The sequence below is a fragment of the Streptomyces sp. 3214.6 genome, from assembly GCF_900129855.1.
GTDB lineage: Bacteria > Actinomycetota > Actinomycetes > Streptomycetales > Streptomycetaceae > Streptomyces > Streptomyces soliscabiei.
On the sequence record NZ_LT670819.1, the window covers coordinates 7,067,558 to 7,089,412 of the forward strand.

Consider the following 21,855-nt stretch of genomic DNA (forward strand, 5'->3'; position numbering starts at 1 on the left):
CTTCACTTGTAAGAGTTACTCTGGTAACTGTAGTAATGCCTTCGCGGCTTTGACAAGCGCCTGCAGCCACGGGCCGTCACGCCGGGGGACGACGGCACACAAGGACGCGAAGGGGCGACCATGACCGACACCGGCATATGGGTTCTCGGCGGCTACCAAAGCGATTTCGCGCGCAATCTGGTGCGTGAGGGGAAGGACGTGGCCGACCTCACCGGCGAGGTCGTCGATGCCACCCTCGCCAGCGCTGGCATGACGGGGGAGCAGATAGGCGTCGTCCACGTCGGCAACGCGTTCGGCGAGCTTTTCGCCAAGCAGGGCCAGATGGGAGCCATGCCCGCCACGGTCCGCGAGGATCTGTGGGGCGTGCCCGCCGCACGGCACGAGGCCGCCTGCGCCTCCGGCAGCATCGCCATCCTGTCCGCCATGGCAGACCTGCGCGCGGGCTCCTACGACACCGCGCTCGTCGTCGGTGTGGAGCTTGAGAAGACCGTGCCGGGCGACACCGGTGCCGAGATGCTGGGCACCGCGGCCTGGACGGGCCACGAGGGTCAGGACGCCCGCTTCATGTGGCCGTACATGTTCAGCAAGATCACGGACGCCTACGCCGACCGGTACGGCCTGGACGAGGCTCACCTGCGTGGGATCGCCGCGGTCAACTTCGCCAACGGCCGTCGCAACCCCAACGCGCAGACGCGAGGGTGGGACATCCCGTCACTCACGGGCGAGGTCGACGACAAGGTCAACCCGCAGGTCGAGGGCCGGATGCGGCGGTTCGACTGCAGCCAGATCACCGACGGGGGTGCCGGAGTCGTCCTGGTCAACGACGACTACCTGCGCCGACACCCGCATCTGCGTCCGTGGGCTCGCATCCTCGGCTGGGGTCACCGCACGGTCGGCCTGCCGCTGGAGCAGAAGTTGAGCCGTTCCGAGAACGATCCCTACCTGCTGCCGCATCTCCGCCAAGCCGTCCAGGACGCCTTCGCTCGGGCCGGTGTGGACCTCGACGGGCTCGACGGGCTGGAGACGCACGACTGCTTCACGGCCAGCGAGTACATGGCCATCGATCACATCGGGCTGACCGACCCCGGGCAGTCGTGGAAGGCCGTCGAGAACGGCGAGATCGAGGTCGGCGGACGCCTTCCCATCAACCCCAGCGGCGGCCTGATCGGCGGCGGCCACCCCGTCGGTGCCACCGGCGTGCGCATGCTCCTGGACGCCAGCCTCCAGGTAGCCGGCCGTGCCGGCGAGTACCAGGTCGAAGGGGCTCGCACCTTCGGCACGCTCAATTTCGGCGGCAGTACGGCCACCACCGTGAGCCTGGTCGTCGGGTCCGTCCCGGCAGCCTGACGCCGGAGCATCCGCAGGCCGCACCCGCGCTCCGCAAAATACCGAGGAGATATACACGTCATGGATGTCGAGATCGTCGGGCGGTTGCTGTCCACGCTTCCCGTGGACGACGACCACCCCTACCGCACCGGCCCCTGGCGGCCGCAGACGACCGAATGGCTCGCCGACGACCTGGAGGTCGTCGAGGGCGAAGTGCCGGCCGACCTGGACGGCATCTATCTGCGCAACACCGAGAACCCCGTGCACCCGGCGGTGAAGAACTACCACCCCTTCGACGGGGACGGCATGGTGCACGTGGTCGGGTTCCGCGACGGGAAGGCCTTCTACCGCAACCGGTTCGTGCGCACGGACGGCCTGTTCACCGAGATCGAGGCCGGATCATCCGCCCAGTGGGCCGGCATCTCCGAGATGCCGGACTGGGCCCCCCGGCAGGACGGCTGGGGCGCCCGCGGCCGGATGAAGGACGCCTCCAGCACCGACGTCATCGTCCACCGCGGCATGGCCCTGACCAGCTTCTACCAGTGCGGCGACCTCTACCGTCTCGACCCGTACAGCGCTGAGCCGCGGGGCAAGGAGACCTGGGGCGGCGCCTTCCCCGCCGAATGGGGTGTCTCCGCGCACCCCAAGGTCGACGACACCACCGGCGAACTGCTGTTCTTCAACTACAGCAAGCAGGCGCCGTACATGCACTACGGCGTGGTCGACGCGGACAACCGACTGGTGCACTACACGGAGGTGCCGCTGCCAGGACCTCGGCTGCCGCACGACATGGCCTTCACCGAGAACTACGCCATCCTCAACGACTTCCCGCTCTTCTGGCAGCCCGAGGCCCTGGTCCAAGGGGCCCACATCCCCCGCTGGCACCGCGACATGCCGTCCCGTTTCGCCGTCGTCCCGCGGCGGGGAGGGGCGGAGCCGATCCGCTGGTTCGAGGCCGAGTCGACGTACGTACTGCACTTCACCAACGCCTACGAGGACGGCGACGAGATCGTGCTCGACGGGTTCTTCCAGGGCGACCCCGAGCCGGCCGACACCGGCACCGGCGACAAGTGGACGCGAGCCTTTCGGTTCCTGGCGCTGGACCGCCTGCAGACCCGCCTGCACCGCTGGCGCCTGAATCTGGTCACCGGGCAGGTGAAGGAGGAGCGGCTCACCGACACGATCACCGAGTTCGGCATGATCAACTCGGCCCATGCCGGAAAGCCCTACCGCTACGCCTGGGCAGCCACCGGAAAGCCGTCCTGGTTCCTCTTCGACGGCCTGGTGCGCCACGACCTGCTCACGGGCACCGAAGAGCGCATCTCCTTCGGTGAAGGCGTGTACGGCAGCGAGACGGCCATGGCGCCTCGAGTCGGCTCAACCGGCGAGGACGACGGCTATCTGATCACCCTCACCACCGACATGAACGCCGATGCCTCCTACTGCCTGGTGCTGGACGCGGCCCGGGTGGCGGACGGCCCCGTGTGCAAGCTCAAGTTGCCCGAGCGGATCTCCAGTGGCACCCACTCCACCTGGGCGGACGGGGCCGAACTGCGCCGCTGGCACACTGCAGACACCGCCGCACAGGCGATCGATCTGTAGCCGACAGGAAACGAGCACACCATGGATTCCGAGCAGCCCACCCACCTCAAGGCCGGCGCGCCCAATGCCATCGGCAGGACCCTGGGGCTGCTCGGGGACGAATGGACCTTGCTTCTCATCCAGCAGGCGTTCCTGGGCGCCACACGGTACGGGCAGTTCAAGGCGGCGCTGCCCATCAGTAACGCAGTCCTTACCGCGCGCCTCGGCAAGCTGACCAAAGAGGGGCTGCTGGAAAGGCACATCTACCAGAGCAGCCCGCTGCGGGCCGAGTACCTCCTCACCCCGCGCAGCCGCTCCCTGTGGCCGGCCCTGCTGACCATCTGGGACTGGGAGCGGCACTGGGTTCCCGCGCACGCCGCGACATTGCCCCGGATGGTGCACACGGAATGCTCCCAGGAGTTCACGCCGGTTCTCTCGTGCGGCGCGTGCACGAGGCCTGTCGCCGCCCGTGACATGGACGGGGTCTGGGGCCCCAGCGGCTCCTGGGAGCGCTCCGTGCCGACAGCGTCGACCCGGCGGCGCTGGGACTCCGACCAGACGCCCGGCCAGGCCGGCATGTTCCCGGAGACCATGGCCATCCTGGGCAATCGCTGGTCCTCGGCCCTCATCGGCGCAGCCTTCCGGGGCGTCACCCGCTTCGCCGACTTCGAGCGAACGCTCGGTGCGCCACCGGCCCTGGTCGCCGACCGCATCAAAGCCTTCGCGGCCACCGGAGTGCTGGAGGCGACCCGGACCGAAACGCGGCCCGGCTGGGCCGAGTACCGCCTGACGGAGAAAGGCCGAGCCTTCTACCCGGTGATCGCCACGACCCTGCACTGGGGACACAGCTGGTTCCTCGCCCCCGAAGGGCCGGCGTTCATCCAGACACACCGCTCCTGCTCGTCCGTGTTCGTGCCGGAGCTGCGCTGCGACCGGTGCGGCAAAGCCCTGCACCGCCGCACCATCCAGATTTCCCCCACCGCCGCCGGACCCTGAGTCTGCCTCAAAGGAGAGACATGACCATGCCCTCGCGATCGTCGGACAGCCCAAAGGATCAGGCTGTCACCGTCCCCCGTACCGTGGCCAGTCTGATCCGGGCGACGGCCACCGCTCACCCGGACGCTCCTGCCGTGGTGGGTGACGGCCGGCCCGTTACCCACCGTGAGCTCCATGAGCGCTCCAGTGCGCTCGCCACCGCGCTGCTGGCCGCCGGGCTCGTCCCCGGCGACCGGGTTGCCTACCTCGGCCGCAATGCCACCGAGTACTGGGAGCTGTTTTTCGCCGCGGCCAAGACAGGCCTCGTCGTCGTCCCGCTGAACTTCCGGCTGGCGCCGGCGGAGGTGGAGTGGATCCTGCAGGACGCCCTGCCCGCCGCGCTCGTGGTGGAGGAATACCTGGTACCCCTGGTTCCGCCGGGACTCGTCGGAGACCTGGGGGGCCGGACCTTGGTCTTCCGCCAGGGCGGGAATCCCGATACGTGGCCCGGCTGGAGCTCCTTCGACGAGGTCGTGGGCGCCCATCCCGCGCAGGATCCACACCGCGACGCCGGCGGCGACGATCTGCTGTGCCTGATGTACTCCTCTGGTACAACCGGTCGCCCCAAGGGCGTGAGTATCAGCGCCGGTGGTCTGTTGTGGGCGATCGACACCTTCGGCGCACAGTTCGACGTCTCACCGGCCTCGGTGAGCCTCGTGCCCACGCCCTATTACCACATCACCGCTGGTGGATGGGCGCTCATCGCGCTCACGGCTGGTGGCCGTATCGTCCAGTTCACCGAGGCGAGCCCGGACCGGATGCACACCCTGCTGGTCCGCCACCGTGCAACGCACGTGATCATGGTGCCCACCCTCATCCAGTACTTCATCTCCAGCCCGGCCGCCTCTCAGACCGACTACTCCAGCGTCGAGTGGCTCCTCTACGGTGGCTCGCCCATCTCGGAATCCGTCATGGTTCGCGCCCAGGAGCTCTTCGGCGCCCGGCTGGCACAGGGTTACGGGCTGACCGAGACCACCGGCGTGGCGACGATCCTCGGCCCCGAGGACCACACCACCGAGCGGGCCGGCAGACTGCGGTCCGCTGGCCGTCCGGTCCCAGGGGTGGATATCGAGATCCGCCACGTGCTCACTGGAGACGTCTGCCCTCCCGGCACGCACGGAGAGGTCGTCGCCCGCGGGCCAGGAGTGACGCGCGGCTACTGGAACCTGCCGCAGGACACGGCGGACGCCTACTTGCCCGGTGGCTGGTTCCGGACCGGAGACGCCGGCTATCTCGACGCCGACGGCTATCTGTTTCTCCAGGACCGGCTCAAGGACGTCATCGTCTCCGGCGGGGAGAACATCTACCCGGCCGAGGTGGAGAACACCATCATGTCCCACCCGGACGTACTTGAAGCCGCCGTCATCGGCATCCCCTCCGAGCGGTGGGGCGAGACCCCGTACGCCATCGTCGTGCCGCGCCATGGTTGTGTCGTCGAGCCCGCCGACGTTGTCGCCCACACTCGCGCGCATCTGGCCCACTACAAGTGCCCCTCCGCGGTCCAGGTCGTTGACGCTCTGCCTCGCAACCCGTCGGGAAAGATCCTCAAACGCGAATTGCGACACCCCTTCTGGGCGGGACGGGACCGGACCATCTCCTGACCGACCCCGCCGTGGTTTCCGTTTTGCCATGCTCTCCTGACATACCAGGGAGTCGGGACCGGCGGTCCAGCCGATAGCGAGGGCGCGGACGTCCGTCGACGACCGCGCCAGCGACACGCTCTGCGGAACACAACGTCACCGCGGTCGCCGAAGCGGTGGTGACGGGTCGTCGCGCCTGTACGTATCTGCCACCTTCTGTGTGCGAGCCATTGACCACTCGCTCTGCTTGTTGTAGTAATCCCTGTCACACTGCTAATTGAAGTGTCGCAAGGTGTCTAGCTGGGAGCGCGGAAGTTCCGTACCCGCCTGAGCACCGCACGTGAGCCGCTCGGAGTCCGCATCCGGCCTCCGGAGAGTGCAGTGAAAAGAGGTGGACTGTTGAACGAGACCCGCGGACTTCATCCGGTCGAGAAGGTCACGGACTACATCGCCCGGCAGTGGTGGACCGAGGAGACGGCCGACCAACTGTTTCGGGACAGGGTTGCCGAGCGCGGTGATGCGCTGGCCGTTGTCGATCCTGCGAACCGGCCGGCGCTTCTGGGCTCCGAGCCCCGGCGGCTGACCTGGCGCGAGCTGGACGCGTGCCGGGCCAGCAGGTCGGCCGCCTCCTCGGGGGTGAAGGCCAGGTCCTGGTTCCTGATCTCGGTCATGGCCGCCGCCGCCCGGTAGCGGTGCAGGGGCAGCAGGGGTTCGGTGCGGGTGACGAGGATCAGCCGCAGTCCGCGTCCCGCGTGGTGGAGGACGAACTCCAGTTGCTCGGCCGTCTCCGGGGCGGTCAGCCGGTCGAACTCGTGGAGGACGAGGACGGCGGGCCGGTCGCGTCCGTTCAGGTCCCCGCACAGCTGCGGCCCGTGTCCGGGGACGACCACTGCGCGAGGGGCCACTACAGCGCATGGCCGGAGTACTCGATCGCCTGGCCGACCGCACCGCCTCGGGGCCACCGGCGGCCGGGTGGTACGGCAGCACGAGGGCTCCATGACCGACCCTGGCCGTCGCGTACGATGGCCTACCCGTCCGTGGCTGACAGACCGACCAGACCTTGAGGAGACGCCCTGTGGCCGCATCCGGCGAGCCGCGCCCCAGTGCGATCGGGCAGGCGCTGCTCGCGTTGGGGGACCAGTGGGCGTTGCTCATCCTGCAGCGGGCGTTGCTGACGCACGCCCGGCGCTTCGCGCAGTGGCGTGATCAGCTGGGGATGTCCGAGTCGGTGCTCGCGGCCCGGATCAAGGAACTCGTCGCCGGGGGGCTGCTGCGTCCGCAGCCGTACCGTGACGGGGGACGTACCCGCACCGAGTATCTGCTGACCCCGCAGGCCATCGAGTTGTGGCCGTTGCTGACGGCCATCTGGTCGTGGGAGCGGGAGTGGGTCGAGCGGCCGGTGGGCCTGCCCGATCTGGTCCACGACGTGTGCGCACGGACCACCGACGTGGACCTGGGGTGCCAGGCGTGCGGTGCCGCGCCGGTGACCGCGCGGGAGACGGACACGCAGCGTGGCGCGGGCTCGGCCTTCGGTCTGGTCGCCGTGGCCCGGCATCACCGCCGGACCGCGCGCGGCCGGGTTCCGCGGGACGCGCTGTCGTACTTCCCGGACACCATGGAGATCCTGGGCGACCGCTGGAGCACCGCGCTCCTGGCGGTGGCCTTCCTGCGGGTCAGGCGGTTCGCGGACTTCCAGACGGAGCTGGGCATGGCGCCGTCCGTGCTGAGCGACCGGCTGCGCAGGTTCTGCGACCTCGGGGTGCTCGAACCCCGGGCGCCCGTGGCCGGGGGGCGTGCCGAGTACCGGCTGACCGAGAAGGGGCTGGCGTTCTTCCCGGTGCTGGCCTTCCTGGTGGACTGGGCCCAGCGCTGGTACCCGGGTCCGGCCGGTTCGGGCGTCGCGATCACACACCGGGCCTGCGGGAAGCCGTTCGTTCCGTACCTCCGGTGCCGGACGTGCGAGACACCGCTGGAGCGGGCTCAGGTGCACTTCGCCGTCGAGGGCGCTGAGGGCGCGCACTCCGCGACGACAGCGGTTCAGCTGCCGCCGGCCCCTGCGGCCACCCGCTGACGTCGGGCCGCCTCCTCAAGCTCCTTGAGCGGTGCCTCGGCCAGACCGTCCGGGGCCGGGCTCGCCGAGCAGGTCGCGTACGGCCCGGCGGCTGATCTTTCCCGTCGCGTTGAGCGGCATCACCGCCAGCCGGTGAGCCGCCTTGGGGCGTTTGTGCGGGGGCAGCACGGACCGGCAGTGGGAGAGAACGGCCGCGGAGCTGACGTCGAGACCGGGGGCGCAGGTGTAGGCGACCGCCACCCGTTGCCCCCATTCCGGGTCCGGCAGCCCCACCACGGCAGCCGCGGTCACGCCGTCCAGTCCGGTGACCGAGTCCTCGACCTCCCGCGGGTAGACGTTGTAACCCCCCGTGATGATCATGTCGTTCACGCGATCGGTGAGCCACAGCAGACCGTCCTCACCGAGACGGCCGATGTCGCCGGTGCGCAGCCGGCCGCCACGCAGGACCTTGCCCAGGTCTCCGCGCCGCTCGGCGTTCCAATAGCCCGGCATGACCATGTCTCCCCGGACCTCCACCTCTCCGGGACGGCCGTCGGGAACCTCGGCATCCTCCTCGTCCACGATGCGCAGGGAGACACCGGGGGCCGGGCGTCCGGCCGAGGTGAGGAGCTCCGGCCGCTCGGCCAGGCCGTGCGCGTGGTCCTCCGACGTCAGCCACGTCAACGGGGGCATGGCCTCGACCAGGCCGTAGTACTGGACCAGGTGCGGGGTGAGCAGTTCCGATGCCGCGCGGATGTGGTCCGTCGGCATGGGCGCACCGGCGTAGGCGAGCATGCGCAGGGCCGAGAGCCGGGCGCGGGGAGATCCGGCGAGGGACAGCAGCCGCGCCACCATGGTCGGCACCAGGACGGTGTGGGTGACGCGGCGGTCGTGGACCGTCTCGACGATCGACTCGGCATCGGCGTGGTCCAGCAGGATCTGGCAGGCCCCGGCGGCCAGGAAGGGGAGGAAGAACAGGCCGCTGGTGTGCATGAGTGGGCCCGCGTGCAGAAAGACGCTGTCGGGGCGGGGAGAGCCGCCGAGGACCGAGTCCGTCATGGCACGGGCGGAGGCGAGCCGGTTGCGGTGGGTGCGCAAGGCGCCCTTGGGGCGGCCGGTCGTACCCGAGGAGTAGGCGAGCCCCGCCAGGCTGCCGTCCGCCACCGGGGCGAGGCGGCGGGCCGGGCTGTGCGCGACGAGGTCACGCAGGCTCAGGCCCGGACCGTCCCCCGCCGCGACGACCCGCCCCTCTCCCAGTCCCGTGCGCAGTGCCTCGGACTCGTCCGTGAAGGAGGCGCCGTACACCAGCGCACTCGCGCCGCAGTCGTCGGCGATGCGTTCCCACTCGCGGGCGCCGAGGCGGGGGTTGAGCGGGACGCGCACCAACCCGGCCAGGGCGAGCGCCAGATCCGATTCGAGGGTGGCGCAGCTGTTGGGCAGCAGTTCCAGGACCCGGTCACCGGGCCGCAGCCCAGCGGCGAGCAGGCCGTTCGCCAGGCGCAGGGCGGTGTCGTGGAGTTGGGCGAAGGTGCGGTCACCGTCCGGCCCGACGACCGCCGTGCGGTCGCGATGACGTGCCGCCGCTCGTTCGGCGAGTGCTCCGACGGGCATACGGGGACCTCCAGGTGTGGCTCGTGCGGTGTGGCTGGTTCGGTGAGGTGGGTCTGGTGCCGTGGGTCCGGTGCCGTAGGCGGACGGCCGTGATGCGGCTCCGAGCCCGTCGGCCGACCGGCGCAGCGTGCCGACCGGCCCCTGACCGGCTGCTCGTGACCGGCCCGTGGTCCGGAGCCGTCAGCCGGCGTCGGGCACCACGCCGGACGGCGACGTGTCCAGCCGCCCTGCGGCCAGCAGCTCACGCAACCGCGGCTTGACGATCTTGCCCATGGGATTGCGCGGCAGCTCCGGGACGAACACGAACCGCTCGGGAAGCTTGTACGACGCGATGCGCAGCCCCCGCAGATGGCCCAGCAGCTGGTCCGCGTCGAGGCTCACGCCCGGCCGGACCACGACGACCGCACAGGCCCGTTGCCCGAGCACCGGGTCGGGGTAGCCCACCACCGCCACTTCGGCGACACCGGGATGGGAGGCCAGCAGGCCCTCGATCTCCGCCGGGGCGATGTTCATACCGCCCCGGATGATGAGGTCCTTGCTGCGGTCGACGTAATGGAGGTACTGCCCGCGCTCGCCGGCGATCTCGAAGACGTCCCCGGTGCGCAGGTAGCCCTGGTCATCGAAGGGGTCGGCGTCGGTGGTCCCCTCCAGGTAGCCCGCGAAGACCATGGGGCCCTTGAGGTACAGCTCCCCGGGCCGGCCGGGTTCGGTGATCTCCACTCCGGTGACCAGGTCCACCAGGCGGAGGGACACGCGTTCGGCGGTGCGGCCCGACCAGGATTCGCCCTTGAGGCCGTAGCGGGGAAAGTACTGCGCCCGGATCTCGGGGTCGGGGAAGTCGGCGGGGGCGCCCAGCAGACAGATTCCCTCGTTGGAACCGAAGAAGTTGACCACGGAGATGCCGTGGTCCTCCTGCCAGCCGCGCACCATCGACGGCGCCAGGGGCGCGGACCCGGAGGCGATGCAGCGCAGCGAGGACAGGTCGGCGGCCGCCATGAGGGACTCGTTCTGCAGGAGCAGGGTGAGGATCGCGGGCGGGGCGAGGGTGTAGGTGACCCGTTCCGCCGCGATCTGCCGCAGGAACTCGGGCAGAGTGAAGGGGTGGTGCAGCACATAGGTGCAGCCGAGCCGCAGCCAGGGCAGCATCGTGCCGGCCACGGACGCCATGTTGACCATCGGGAAGGGGTTGAGGATGACGTCGTCGCCGGTGAGCTGCGGACCGTCGACGGTCGGCCAGGAGATGGCGATCCAGTCGTAGTGGCAGCGCGGTACCGCCTTCGGGGTGCTCTCGGTGCCCGAGGTCCAGCACACCGTGACGCAGTCGTTGGGGTCGGGCCGGTGGTGCTTGAGGTGGTCGCCGACGGTGGCCCGGTCCGAGAAGTCGGCGGCGGCCACGTCGAGCCGCCGGGTACCGGGCGGCGGGTTGTCGCCGAACGAGAAGAGGAGCCCTACGGAGGGGACCGGTTCCAGGACCGCGACGGCGGTTTCGGCGGCGTTGCGCTCCCCGATGCGGTCCGCGGTGATGAACGCCCTGAAGCCGGCCAGGCCCGCCAGCATGCCGATCTCGTACTCCCGGTACGGGACCGGAAGCGGCGACACGACGGCGCCGATCCGGATCGCCGCCAAGTAGGTGGCGACGAGTTCGGTGCTGTTGGGCAGTTGTACGCCGATCAGGTCGCCGGGGCGGATGCCGGACCCCAGCAGCGTGGCGGCGACGTGGTCCACGGCGCTGTCGAGTTCGGCCCAGGTCCAGCGGTTGGCCGCCAGGGTCATGAGGCCCGGCTTGTCCGGCGGGTCCACGACGGCGAGGCGGTCGGGGCGTCGTGCCACCTGGTGTCGCAGCAGGTCGTCGATCGTCTCGTCGGTCCACCAGCCCCGGGCGCGGTATTCGGCGACGCGTTCCGCGGGGTGGAGTGCCCTGGGGCGGCTCGTGAAGACGTCCATGTCTCCTCCTCCTGCCGGCTGCCCAGTGGGGCACCGGCCGGACGGAAACTATTGTAAGCGAAGTCAGCCGTCAATGGCCCGCGCCACACGGACCGAACGACCATGTCATTGACAGGCTGACTTTCGCTATCATAGTTTCCTTGTCCGTCTTGCCGTGCCGTTTTCCGAACGCCCGAGCCCTAGGCAGGTTTCACCATGAGTCGTCAGAGGATCCGGGTCGTCCAGTGGGCGACGGGATCGGTCGGCCGGACACTGCTGTGCCCCATCATCGACGCCGACGCCGTGCAGCACACCCCGCTGCTCAGCGTGCCCTACGACGAACAGAGCGCCGTCGTCGAGCGCCTGCCGGCGAGCGGGAAGAACGTGATCTCCACCAACGGCTTCTACCGGCCGCAGACCCATGGAGAGTCCTACGCCGCCCCGCTGCCCGCCTCGGCCGCGGCGGGTGGCGCGACCGTGGCCGGCGCCGGTCTCAACTCCGGTTTCGTCGCCGAGCGCCTCGCCCTGCTGCTGACCGGGCCGGCGGCCCGGGAGGCGCGATGAACCAGCCCGCGACAACCCCACCCACCGTGACCCGGCCCACGGTGACCGGTCCGCGCGCCACGGACGGCTCACTCGACCACGTCCTCGCCGCCCTGGCGCTCACCGAGACGGAACCGGACACCTTCCTCGCACCGAGCGCGACCATAGACCTGCCGCGGCTCTTCGGCGGCCAGATCCTCGCCCAGACACTGCTCGCCGCGGCCCGCACCGTCGACCGGACGGCCCCGGCACACTCGTTGCACGCCCACTTCTTGCGCCCCGGGCACCCCGAGCGGCCCGTCCGGCTCACCATCTCCCGGCTGCGCGACGGCAACAGGCTGCACAGCCGCGCCGTGACAGTCACTCAGGAGGACCGGACGCTCGCGACCGCGACCGTGTCCTTCGCGGCCCCGTCGACCGGCGTGGAGCACCAGCGCCCGGCTCCGGCGAGTCCGCCGCCGGAGTCACTGCCGTCATCGGCTGAGTGGGACGGCCCGCGGGGTAACCTGGGCCGGCTCTGGGCGACGGCGCTGGGACTGGACGTACGCGTGGTGCCGGACGCACCGGGCGGTTCGATTCTGGTGTGGCACCGCACCAGGAGCGCGATGGCCGACGATGACCTGCTGCACCAGGCTCTGCTCGTCTACATGTCGGACGTCACCACGCTGTCGACGGCTCTCGTCCCCCACGGCGTCCCCGTCGGCTCCCTGTATGCCGACGGCCGGTTCTGGGAGGGCGTCACCCTCGACCACGCCATGTGGTTCCACCGCCCCGCCCGCGCGGACGAGTGGCTGCTGTTCGCCGCGGAATCGCCGGCCGGCACGGCCGAACGCGGCCTCGTCCGCTCCGACGTGTACACCCTCGACGGCACACTCGTCGCATCCCTCGCCCAACAGGGCCTGTTCCGTGTCCGTGACTGAACGACGACCTCTGGGAGGTGCCCTCGTGGACGCCTACATTCTCGACGCGGTCCGCACGCCGTTCGGGGCCAACCGAGGCGGCCTGTCCGCCATGCGGGTCGACGACCTGGCGGCCCGGCCCCTGAGGGTCCTCATGGCACGGCACCCGGATCTCGACCCTGCGGACATCGAGGACGTGATCTACGGCAACGCCAACGGCGCCGGAGAGGACAACCGCAACGTGGCCCGGATGGCCGTGCTGCTGGCCGGCCTGCCCGTGTCGGTGCCCGCGACCACCGTGAACCGGCTCTGCGGATCCGGCGCCGAAGCCGTCGTCCAGGCGGCGCGGGCGATCGCCTCCGGGCAGGCGGGACTGGTCGTGGCCGGGGGCGTGGAAGGCATGAGCCGAGCGCCCTACGTCCTCCCGCCCATCGACAGCGCGCTTCCCCGCACGCTGAAGCTGGAGTCCACCACCGTCGGCTGGCGCATGCCCAACCCCGCGTTCCCCGGCCACTGGGTGGAACCCCTGGGCCGCTCCGCCGAGCGGGTCGCGGCCGCCAAGGGCATCTCGCGCCGAGAGCAGGACGAGTGGGCCGTACGCTCCCACACGCTGGCGCACGAGGCGTGGCAGAAGGGCCTGCACGACCATGTGTTCCCGGTGGCCGGGGTCGAACGGGACGAGAGCATCCGCCCCGGCACCACACCGGACGTGCTCGCGTCGCTCCGGCCCGCGTTCTCCGCCGACGGCACGGTGACGGCGGGGAACGCCTCCCCCGTCAACGACGGGGCGGCCGCGGTCCTGCTCGGCACCCTCGACCACGCGAAGCGGCTGGGCGCCGAACCGCTGGCCCGCGTCGTCGCCTCGGCGGTGGTCGGCGTCGAACCGGACCGGTTCGCCCTGGCTCCCGTGCCCGCCGTCCACCGGGTCCTCGAACGCGCCGGCCGGTCCTTGTCCGACCTGCGCGTCCTGGAGATCAACGAGGCGTTCGCGGCCATGGTGCTCAGCTGCCTCGACGAACTCGGCGGCATCACGGAGAACATGGTCAACCCCAACGGCGGCGCCATCGCCCTGGGCCATCCGCTGGGTGCCTCGGCCGCACGTGCCCTGGTCGACTGCGCCCGCGAAGTCCGCCGCCGCGGCGGGGGGCTGGGCGTGATGGCGGCCTGCATCGGAGTGGGGCAGGGCATCGCCGTGCTGGTGGAAGCATGACGGACCGCAGCGCGCACGAAACGCCGACCGCCACGCCCGTACGGCCGGATACGGCACCTGGCTCCGCGCCGGTACGGCCGGAGTCGGCACCTGACTCCGCAACAGCACACCCGGACACCGCACCCCGCCCTACCCCCGCCACCCCCGGCCGCCTCCCCACCCCCGAGGAGCTGACCGCCCTCGCCGACGGCAGGCTGCCCGGTCTCCTCGGATTCACCGTGACGCGCGTGGAGGCCACCCGGATCGCCGCCGCCATGGCGGTGGAGCCGCATCACCTGGCCCCCAACGGCTACCTGCACGCGGCCTCGGTGGTGGCCCTGGCCGACACCGCCTGCGGGCTGGGCTGCCGTCTCACCCTCCCGGAGGGCGCGCTCGGCTTCACCACCCTGGAAATCAAGACGTCCTACCTGCGGACCACCCGCGCCGGAACGGTCCGTACCCAGGCCGAGCTCGTGCACGGCGGACGGCGCACACAGGTCTGGGACGCCACCGTGACCGACGACGAGGACCGCCCGCTGGCCCTCTTCCGCTGCACCCAGCTCGTCCTGTGGCCGACCTGACGGCCGGAACATCGCCGTCCGCACCCACCCCTTCGTCCGCACCCACCCCTTCGAGGAGTCGCCGCATGCGTGACCAAGACCCAGACCCCACAGCCCTGTTCGACAAACACCGGCACCTGCTGGACCGCGCCAGGGCGGCGACCGCCGATCGGACGAACTGGAGTGCCTACGACGACGCGCCGCCCTCCGGCCCCGCCGACGCCGACCGGGCCGACGCATGGCTGCGCGAGCAGTGCGGGCGGCCGTTCCCCCTCGACCACCCGGGGACCCCGCGCCGCCAGGACGACGAGGTGTCGCCGTACACCGGCGAGCCCCTCGGCATCTCCTATCCGCACGCCACCCCCGACGAACTGATCGAGGCCGCGGAGAAGGCGTGGGAGGGCTGGCGGACGGCGGACGCGCCGGTGCGTGTCGGGGTGTGCCTGGAGATCTGCGAGCAGCTCTTCGCGGCCAACGACCGGCTGGCCGCCGCCGCGATGCACACCACGGGGCAGAGCCGCGGTATGAGCCTGGCGGGCAGCGGCACCAACGCCCTGGACCGCGGCCTGGAGGCCATCGCCATGGCGTACGAGGCGCTGCGCCGGACGCCGAGCGGAGCCCCCTGGTCGCGCGCCTTCGGACGCACCACCGTGACCCTCGACAAGCGCTACCGCGTGCAGCCCCTCGGGGTGGCGGTCGTCATCGCCTGCGCCAGTTTCCCCGCCTGGAACGTGTATCCCGCCCTGTTCGCGAACCTCGCCACCGGCAATCCGGTCGTCGTCAAGCCCCACCCCACCTCCGTGCTGCAGATGGCCCTCGCCGTCGGGATCTGCCGGGAGGTGATCGCGGCGGCGGGCTTCGACACCGATCTGGTGACCCTCGCCGTGGACAGCGTCGCCGAGCCGGTCGCGCAGCGACTCGTCAGGCACGAGAAGACCCGCATCGTGGACTTCACCGGTTCGGCCGGCTTCGGCGAGTGGATCGAGGCGAACGCCCGCCGCACCCAGGTGTACACCGAGACCTCCGGCACCAACTCGGTGCTGCTGGAGTCGGTCACGGACCCGGAACCCGTGCTCCGGGCCCTGGCCGGATCGCTCTGTCTGTTCTCGGCGCAGATGTGCACCAGCCCGCAGAACATCTTCGTCCCGCGCGAGGGCCTGCGCACCGCGACCGGGGTGCTCACCGTCGACGAGCTGGCCGCCGCGCTCGCCGACGCGATCCGCGCCGTGAGTACGGTGCCCAGGCGCGCCGCCGCCGTCATGGGTGCCGTCCAGTCGGCCCGTACCCTCGACGAACTCGCCCTGCTGACCGAGGAGGTCCGCCGCCGGGGCAGTGTGGTGCTCGAACCCGCCGGCTACCCGCATCCCGAACACCCCGGGGCGCGCACCAGCGGACCGCTGCTCGCCCGGATCGACGTCGCCGACCACGACCTGTACGGGTTCGAGCGGTTCGGCCCCGTCGCCTTCCTCATCACCTGCGACGACGCCGGCCAGGCGCTCGCCCGGGCCACCGAGGACGCCCGCGAGGGCGGGGCGATCACGGCGTTCGTGTACTCCACCGACGAGGCGTACCTGGAGCGGGCCGAGGAGGGTTACGCCCGCGCGGGGGCCGCCCTGACCGTCAACCTCACCGGCCCGATGCCGCTCAACTTCTCGGCCGCCTTCAGCGATTACCACGTCACCGGCCTCAACCCGGCCGGCACCGCCACCCTCACGGACGAGTCCTTCATCGCCGGCCGCTTCCGTGTCGTCCAGTCCCGCCGCCCCGCCCCGAACGCCGGGCACCACCGATCAGGAGCATCGTCATGACCCAGACACCCCTAGGAGCGGACGCGCCGATCGCGCTGGCCAAGCCGGTCGGCGACCCGGACAACCCCTACACCCTGGGGGTGTTCGCGCCGGTCGACCGGGAACTGACCCTGGAGGACCTGGAAGTCGTCGGCGAGATACCGGCCGACCTCAACGGTGTCTACCTGCGCAACGGCCCGAACCGCCGTTTCCAGGCCGCCGGCCGCTACCACATGTTCGACGGCGACGGCATGATCCACGCCGTCCACTTCGAGAACGGCAAGGTCCGCTACCGCAACCGCTGGGTGCGCACCGAGGCGTTCCGCGACGAGTCCGAGGCCGGCCGGGCCCTGTGGACCGGCCTCATGGAGAACCCCCGGAACAACCCCTGGGGCAACCACCACGGCCTTGGCATCAAGGACTCGGCCAACACCGACGTGATCTTCCACCGGGGGCAGGTACTGGCCACCTGGTACCTGTGCGGCTCCCCCTACGGCGTGGACCCGCTGTCCCTGGAGACCCTCGGGGCGCAGGACTTCATGGGCACCCTGGTCGGCGACATGATGGCCCACCCCAAGGCCGACGAGAGCACCGGGGAACTGCTCTGGTTCGACTACGGCCCGGACATGTCGGCGATGCGGTACGGCATCATCGGCGCCGACGGCCTGCAGACCCACCTCACCGAGATCGAACTCCCCGGCCCCCGTCTGCCGCACGACATGGCCATCACGGCCCACTACACGGTCCTGATGGACCTGCCCCTGGTCCAGGACCAGGAGGCCCGCAAGAACGGCAAGTACCGGATCTTCTACGACCGTGAACTGGTCTCCCGTTTCGCCGTCGTCCCCCGCTACGGCGACAACTCGGCCGTCCGCTGGTTCGAGGCGGAGCCCTGCTACATCTACCACGTCGTCAACTCGTGGGAGGAGGGCGAGGAGATCGTCATGGACGTCTGCCGGGTCAAGAACCCGCAGCACCAGACCACCTTCGCCAACCCCCTGTCCAACATGCTCGCCTACATGCGTCTCGACGCCCAGCTGTACCGGTACCGCTTCGACCTCGCCACCGGCCGGACCCGCGAGGAACAACTCGACGACGACAACATCGAGTTCCCCAGCGTCGACTCGCGCATCATGGGACAGCCGCACCGGTACTCGTACAACATGCACCTGGCCAACATGCCCACGCTGCTCTTCGACGGTCTGGTGCGGTTCGACTCCCTGACCGGCACCAAGCAGGAGTACTTCTTCGGAGACGGACGCTATGGTTCCGAGGCGCCCTTCGCGCCGCGCGACAACTCGACCGGCGAAACCGACGGGTATCTGATCAGCTTCGTCAACGACGAGACGACGGGCCGGGCCGAGGTCGTCGTCCTGGACGCCGAGGACATCACCGCGGGTCCCGTCGCCCGGGTGCTGCTCCCGCAGCGGGTCCCGTCCGGCTTCCACGCCTGCTGGGTACGGGCCGACCAGCTGCGCACCGCGGCACCGGAGGGGGCCCGATGAACGACGTCTACCTCTTCGACGCGGTCCGGACCGGCCGCGGCAGGTCCAAGCCGGGCGGGGCACTCGCGCACCGCACTCCCCTGGAGCTCCTGGACACCGTCCTGACCGGCCTCACCGAACGCAACGGCCTGCCCGCCGACGCCGTCGACGACCTCGTCCTCGGTGTCGCCACCCAGACCGGGGCGCAGGGCGGCAACCTGGCGCGGACCGCGGCGATCCTGGCGGGCTGGACCCGCACACCCGGCATGACGGTCAACCGCTTCTGTGCCTCCGGCATCGACGCGATCAACACCGCCGCCGCCCACACCCTGGCCGGAACGGCGGGACTGATCGTGGCGGGCGGGGTGGAATCGGTGTCCCGCACTCCCATGTACGCCGACCACGCCCCGCTCTTCGAGGACCCCGACGTCGTCGAGCGGGCCGGCTCGGTGGCGATGGGCATCGCCGCCGACCTCATCGCCACGCTGGAGGGCTTCGACCGTACGGAACTCGACGCGTACGGAGCGCGTAGCCAGCAGCGTGCCTCCGCGGCCTGGCAGGCGGGCCGGTTCGCCGCCGACGTGCGGGCGGTGATCGGCCCGGACGGCGAGCCGTTCGCCGCGGACGAGGCCGTCCGGGCGGGCACGACCGCCGAGGCGCTGGCACAGCTGCCGCCGGCCTTCGCCAAGCTCGGCGCGAACGGCCAGGACGACCTCGTACGGCGCCACCACCCCGAGGTCGGCGAGGTCCGGCATCTGCACACGGTCGGCACCTCGCCGACCCTGGTGGACGCGGCGGCAGTCACCCTGATCGGCACGGCCGAGGCGGGCCGGGCACACGGTCTGCGGCCGCGCGCCCGTGTCGTGTCCGTGGCCAGTGCCGCGGTGGACCCGGTGGTGATGCTGACGGGCGGCCAGACAGCGGTGGAACACGCCCTGGGGCGGGCCGGACTGCGGCCGGAGGACATCGCGGTCTTCGAGATCGCCGAGGCCTTCGCCGCGACCTGCCTGAAGTTCCAGCGCGACCTGAAGATCGACGACGCCAGGCTCAACCCCAACGGAGGCACTCTGGCCATGGGCCACGCCTTCGCCGCCACCGGCCCGATCCTCGCCGCCAACTGCCTCGGCGAACTGGAACGCCGCGGTGAACGCTTCGGGGTGATCGCCGTGAGCGGCGCCGCCGGGCTCGGCAGCGCGACCGTCCTGGAGCGGATCGCATGACGGACGCGGATCTCACGACGGACGCGGATCGCACGACAGAATCGGTTCTCATGACAGACCGGGAATCCCCCACCCCCTCACTGGCCGTCTCGCTCGGTTACTGGCAGGACCGCCCCCCGGCCGAGGCCCTGCTGACCGCACAGCTCGCGGACGAGCTGGGCTACGACCGCCTGTGGATCGGGGAGATGGCGACCTACGACGCCTTCGCCCTCGCCACCCGGATCGCCGACCGCGCGGGCCGCCTGCACCTGACGGTGGGCCCCCTCGCGGTCGCGGTGCGGGATCCGATGCTCATCGCCCGCGGTGTCGCCTCGGTGGCCGACCTGTCCGGCCGGGGCGTGGACGTCGCGCTCGGCACGTCCAGCCCGTTGGTCGTGGGCGAGTGGCACGGGCGCAGCCGCGAACGCTCGACCGTCCGGCTGCGGGAGACCGCCCAGGCGCTCAGGTCGCTCCTCGACGGCGAGAAGACGAGGTTCAACGGCGAGACGGTCACCACCAACGACTACCGGCTGCGACTCGCCCCGCCGGACTCCGCCATCGCGATCGCCGCCTTCGGCCGCAGCGCCGTCCGCACCGCCGCGCGGTACGCCCAACGCATGGTCCTCAACCTCATCACGCCCCGCTCGGCCGCCGCTCTCGTCGACCAGATGCGCGAGGACGCCACCGAGGCGGGACGCACCCCGCCCGCCGTGACCGCGTGGGTGATCGGCGCGGTGGACGCGGACCCCTCGGCCGTCGACCAGCTGCGCCGGGGCGTCGTGGGCTACCTCGCGGCACCGGGATACGCCGAGATGTTCACGGAGGCCGGCTTCGGAGACCTGGTCGCCTTCGCCCGCAGCCGCCCGCATCCCAAGGAGCTGCTCGCGGCGGTCCCCGAAGAGCTCGTGAGTGCGGTGGGACTGGTGGGCGACGAGGCGACCGTCCGCGACCGGCTCGCCGAGTACGCGGCGGCCGGTGTTGACGAGATCGCCGTGGTGCCCGCCAGTGTGGACGCCGATCGCGGAGGGCGGCGCACTCTCGCCCTGCTGAGAGAGATCGCGGGCCGGAAAGAAGCCGGCTGACCACCCCGGTCGCACCAACGAGGCGCAGCCCGTGGTGGCAGGGCAGCGACGCCGCTACGTCACTGCCCTCGCCGACATCGGCCGCCGCCCGTTCTGCGCGGCTCAGCCCGTCCGCCCGCCGGCCACGGCGCGGGTCGCCGGCACAGCCGTCTGATGCTCGGGCCTGGCGGGCCGGACGAACGCGAGGACGAACGCCGGGACGAGCATCGGCAGAATCCACACCCAGAAGTTCCAGCGCGGCCCGAGCTCTGCCGCGGCGAGCCGGCCACCGAGAGACGTCGCGACGATCGAGCCCACGCGTCCGACGGCGAACGCCAGCCCGACCATAGTGCTCCGCGCCTGCACCGGATAGCTGTTCACCACCAACCCGTTCATGATGAAGAGCATGCTGGAGAATCCGAGGACGAAGGAGACCACGTAGATCACCGCCGTTGTGTGGAGGGCGAAGCCCAGCAGGAGCAGCCCGGCCGAGCCGAGCAGGCTGTACCCGATGACAACGGGTTTGGCGCCCACGCGGTCCTGTAGCAGGCCGCCCATGATGCCGCCGATCACCAGGCCGCCATTGGTGACCGTGCTGAACACGAGCGCATTGCTGATCTGGAAGCCGCTGAGGACCAGGTACTGCGGAAGCCACGTGGTCAACAACCCGAACGTGATGCTGAAGACGAAGAACTGGGCGATCAGGATCGGGTCCCCACCCAGGACAGGTCCGTGACCGCGCCCCGGGGCGTCGCCTTCGTCCGTGACGACACCTCCGGCGGTGCCGCCTACAAGGTCTACCGGGCCCGGGCGGGTTCGTACCACTTCAACGCCGGATGACCTGAACACGCAGACAGCCGCACCGTGCCGAGTCGTCGCCCTCGGCACGGTGCGGCTTCGGTCGGCCAGGCCCTCGAATTCCCGTCGTCCGCCCGAAGGGCGGGCCCGGCGGCGTCTGGTGCGTGCGATCGCAAGGCGCCGGAGCCGCCCCCGATGGGAGAGGAGCCACGTGGGCGGTTCGGCAACGCGGCATGGGGGTGCCCCCGCTCGAGCGAAGACGAGAGTGAGGGAGTGCGTGCCAGGCGTCGCCGGGCAGGCGGGAATGTGACGACAGGGCCTAATGACCTCGTGCACGGTTGGCCGTGGCACGCAAGGTGTGCGGCGTTGCCGCCGAGGGTGGTGGTCTGCTGGTGTGAGAGCAGACCGGCGACCGCTCGGACGATGTCGCTCATGTGCTCGCGTCGCCCAAGGTGGCGGGTGAGAGCCCGCCAGTTTTTCAGGTGCGCGATGCCGTGCTCGACGCGAATGCGTCGTGAGGAGTGGGCCTTGCGCTGCTGCTCGTGTCGTTCCTCGTACCAGGCGGGAGCGTTCTTCTTGAACTTGCGATGGGGCGGCGTCACCACCCGTCCGCCGGTCTGCGCGCCGATGCCCTGGTAGCCGGCATCCGCGAGGATCTCCATGAACGGGCCGCCGTCCAGGAGCTGGACCAGGCTCAGCTGTCGCGCCTGGGTGATGTCGGCACAACTGCCCGGCCGGACCGGGCTGCAGAACAGCAGGCACCCTTCGGCGTCCGTGAGGACCATGGACTTCACCGCGTTCTGCTTGGTCTTGCCGGAGACGAATCTGTCCCGGTCCTTGCGGCCTGCGGTGGGGCGTCGCACGCGGATCTCCGTGCCGTCGATGATCCCGGTCCGACCACCGACGCCCAGGTACTCGACGACTTCGGCGAGGGTACGGAGCCGCACGTCCGGCGCGACGGTGCATCCCCGCTGCGCGAGCAGGGGCCGCACCTCGCCGATGGCGCGCGTGATGGTGGAGCGGTCCACGCCGAACCAGCAGGCCAGCACGTCATGAGTGATGCCATGGCGCAGACTCACCAGTGTGGCCAGCAGGCGGTCGACGAAGACGAACTTGCGCTTCGCCCCGGCTCCTACAGCCCGTCGCCGCGGCCGAGCCGCCAGGCGTGCCTGATGCCGTCCGGCAGATCACGATCGCTGGTTCGGCTTCGCTCACAGCCGTCAGGTAGC

17 protein-coding genes and 1 pseudogene are annotated in these 21,855 nt (G+C 70.8%); 13 read left to right on the top strand and 5 right to left on the bottom strand.

The annotated features are described in order from the left end of the window. The first annotated feature begins 120 nt into the window (after positions 1-120). Genes B5557_RS31950 through B5557_RS31965 form a run of 4 tightly spaced genes read left to right on the top strand, consistent with a single transcriptional unit; the run spans position 121 to position 5,543 of the window. Positions 121-1,347 carry an acetyl-CoA acetyltransferase gene (locus B5557_RS31950; protein ID WP_079662695.1) on the top strand — a complete coding sequence of 409 codons (1,227 nt, stop codon included), beginning with the start codon at positions 121-123 and terminating at the stop codon, positions 1,345-1,347. Positions 1,348-1,407: 60 nt separating this feature from the next. Next, positions 1,408-2,928, top strand: a complete 1,521-nt coding sequence (locus tag B5557_RS31955) for a carotenoid oxygenase family protein (protein ID WP_079662696.1) — start codon at positions 1,408-1,410, stop codon at positions 2,926-2,928. A gap of 21 nt (positions 2,929-2,949) precedes the next feature. Then, complete coding sequence (locus B5557_RS31960) at positions 2,950-3,903, top strand: winged helix-turn-helix transcriptional regulator (RefSeq protein WP_079662697.1); 954 nt, start codon at positions 2,950-2,952, stop codon at positions 3,901-3,903. A gap of 26 nt (positions 3,904-3,929) precedes the next feature. Then, positions 3,930-5,543 (top strand): long-chain-fatty-acid--CoA ligase, encoded by a 1,614-nt coding sequence (locus B5557_RS31965; RefSeq protein ID WP_269460227.1) that lies wholly within the window; start codon positions 3,930-3,932, stop codon positions 5,541-5,543. A 580-nt stretch (positions 5,544-6,123) separates the two neighbouring features. Here B5557_RS31965 and B5557_RS31975 read toward each other — a convergent pair. After that, a pseudogene (locus tag B5557_RS31975) lies at positions 6,124-6,373 on the bottom strand (hypothetical protein); the annotation flags it as partial. 224 nt (positions 6,374-6,597) lie between these two features. On the opposite strand from B5557_RS31975, the gene B5557_RS31980 reads away from it, so the two are divergent. Beyond that, entirely contained in the window at positions 6,598-7,593 is a 996-nt protein-coding gene (locus B5557_RS31980; RefSeq protein ID WP_159424460.1) for a winged helix-turn-helix transcriptional regulator, read from the top strand. Positions 7,594-7,608: 15 nt separating this feature from the next. Here the strand turns inward: B5557_RS31980 and B5557_RS31985 are convergent, their stop codons facing one another. Then, a complete protein-coding gene (locus tag B5557_RS31985) occupies positions 7,609-9,183 on the bottom strand; it encodes a class I adenylate-forming enzyme family protein (RefSeq protein WP_079662700.1) in 1,575 nt (524 codons plus the stop codon). Positions 9,184-9,363: 180 nt separating this feature from the next. Then, positions 9,364-11,127, bottom strand: coding sequence for a class I adenylate-forming enzyme family protein (locus B5557_RS31990; protein WP_079662701.1), 1,764 nt, complete (start codon positions 11,125-11,127; stop codon positions 9,364-9,366). Positions 11,128-11,322: 195 nt separating this feature from the next. Between B5557_RS31990 and B5557_RS31995 the strand changes: the two genes are divergently transcribed. The 8 genes from B5557_RS31995 (at position 11,323) to B5557_RS32030 (ending at position 19,849) form a co-directional block, all read left to right on the top strand. Beyond that, positions 11,323-11,670, top strand: a complete 348-nt coding sequence (locus B5557_RS31995; RefSeq protein WP_079662702.1) for a hypothetical protein — start codon at positions 11,323-11,325, stop codon at positions 11,668-11,670. Then, positions 11,667-12,569 (top strand): acyl-CoA thioesterase, encoded by a 903-nt coding sequence (locus B5557_RS32000; RefSeq protein WP_079662703.1) that lies wholly within the window; start codon positions 11,667-11,669, stop codon positions 12,567-12,569. The genes B5557_RS31995 and B5557_RS32000 overlap by 4 nt, the downstream gene beginning before the upstream one ends. Before the next feature lie 25 nt (positions 12,570-12,594). Next, on the top strand, positions 12,595-13,758 hold the full coding sequence (locus B5557_RS32005) for a thiolase family protein (protein ID WP_079662704.1): 1,164 nt from the start codon (positions 12,595-12,597) through the stop codon (positions 13,756-13,758). Further along, a complete protein-coding gene (locus B5557_RS32010; RefSeq protein ID WP_079662705.1) occupies positions 13,755-14,318 on the top strand; it encodes a PaaI family thioesterase in 564 nt (187 codons plus the stop codon). Before B5557_RS32005 ends, B5557_RS32010 begins: the two co-directional genes overlap by 4 nt. A gap of 65 nt (positions 14,319-14,383) precedes the next feature. Beyond that, positions 14,384-16,105, top strand: a complete 1,722-nt coding sequence (locus B5557_RS32015; RefSeq protein ID WP_079662706.1) for an aldehyde dehydrogenase family protein — start codon at positions 14,384-14,386, stop codon at positions 16,103-16,105. After that, a complete protein-coding gene (locus B5557_RS32020; RefSeq protein ID WP_079662707.1) occupies positions 16,102-17,589 on the top strand; it encodes a carotenoid oxygenase family protein in 1,488 nt (495 codons plus the stop codon). The genes B5557_RS32015 and B5557_RS32020 overlap by 4 nt, the downstream gene beginning before the upstream one ends. Then, positions 17,586-18,788 carry an acetyl-CoA C-acyltransferase gene (locus B5557_RS32025; protein WP_079662708.1) on the top strand — a complete coding sequence of 401 codons (1,203 nt, stop codon included), beginning with the start codon at positions 17,586-17,588 and terminating at the stop codon, positions 18,786-18,788. The genes B5557_RS32020 and B5557_RS32025 overlap by 4 nt, the downstream gene beginning before the upstream one ends. A gap of 50 nt (positions 18,789-18,838) precedes the next feature. Beyond that, positions 18,839-19,849: an LLM class F420-dependent oxidoreductase gene (locus B5557_RS32030; RefSeq protein WP_079665123.1), complete on the top strand. Its 1,011-nt coding sequence runs from the start codon at positions 18,839-18,841 to the stop codon at positions 19,847-19,849. Positions 19,850-19,951: 102 nt separating this feature from the next. Here B5557_RS32030 and B5557_RS43970 read toward each other — a convergent pair whose 3' ends face one another. Then, positions 19,952-20,551 carry an MFS transporter gene (locus tag B5557_RS43970; protein WP_269460228.1) on the bottom strand — a complete coding sequence of 200 codons (600 nt, stop codon included), beginning with the start codon at positions 20,549-20,551 and terminating at the stop codon, positions 19,952-19,954. A 74-nt stretch (positions 20,552-20,625) separates the two neighbouring features. Then, entirely contained in the window at positions 20,626-21,789 is a 1,164-nt protein-coding gene (locus tag B5557_RS45445; protein WP_331716847.1) for a transposase family protein, read from the bottom strand. Positions 21,790-21,855 lie beyond the last annotated feature (66 nt).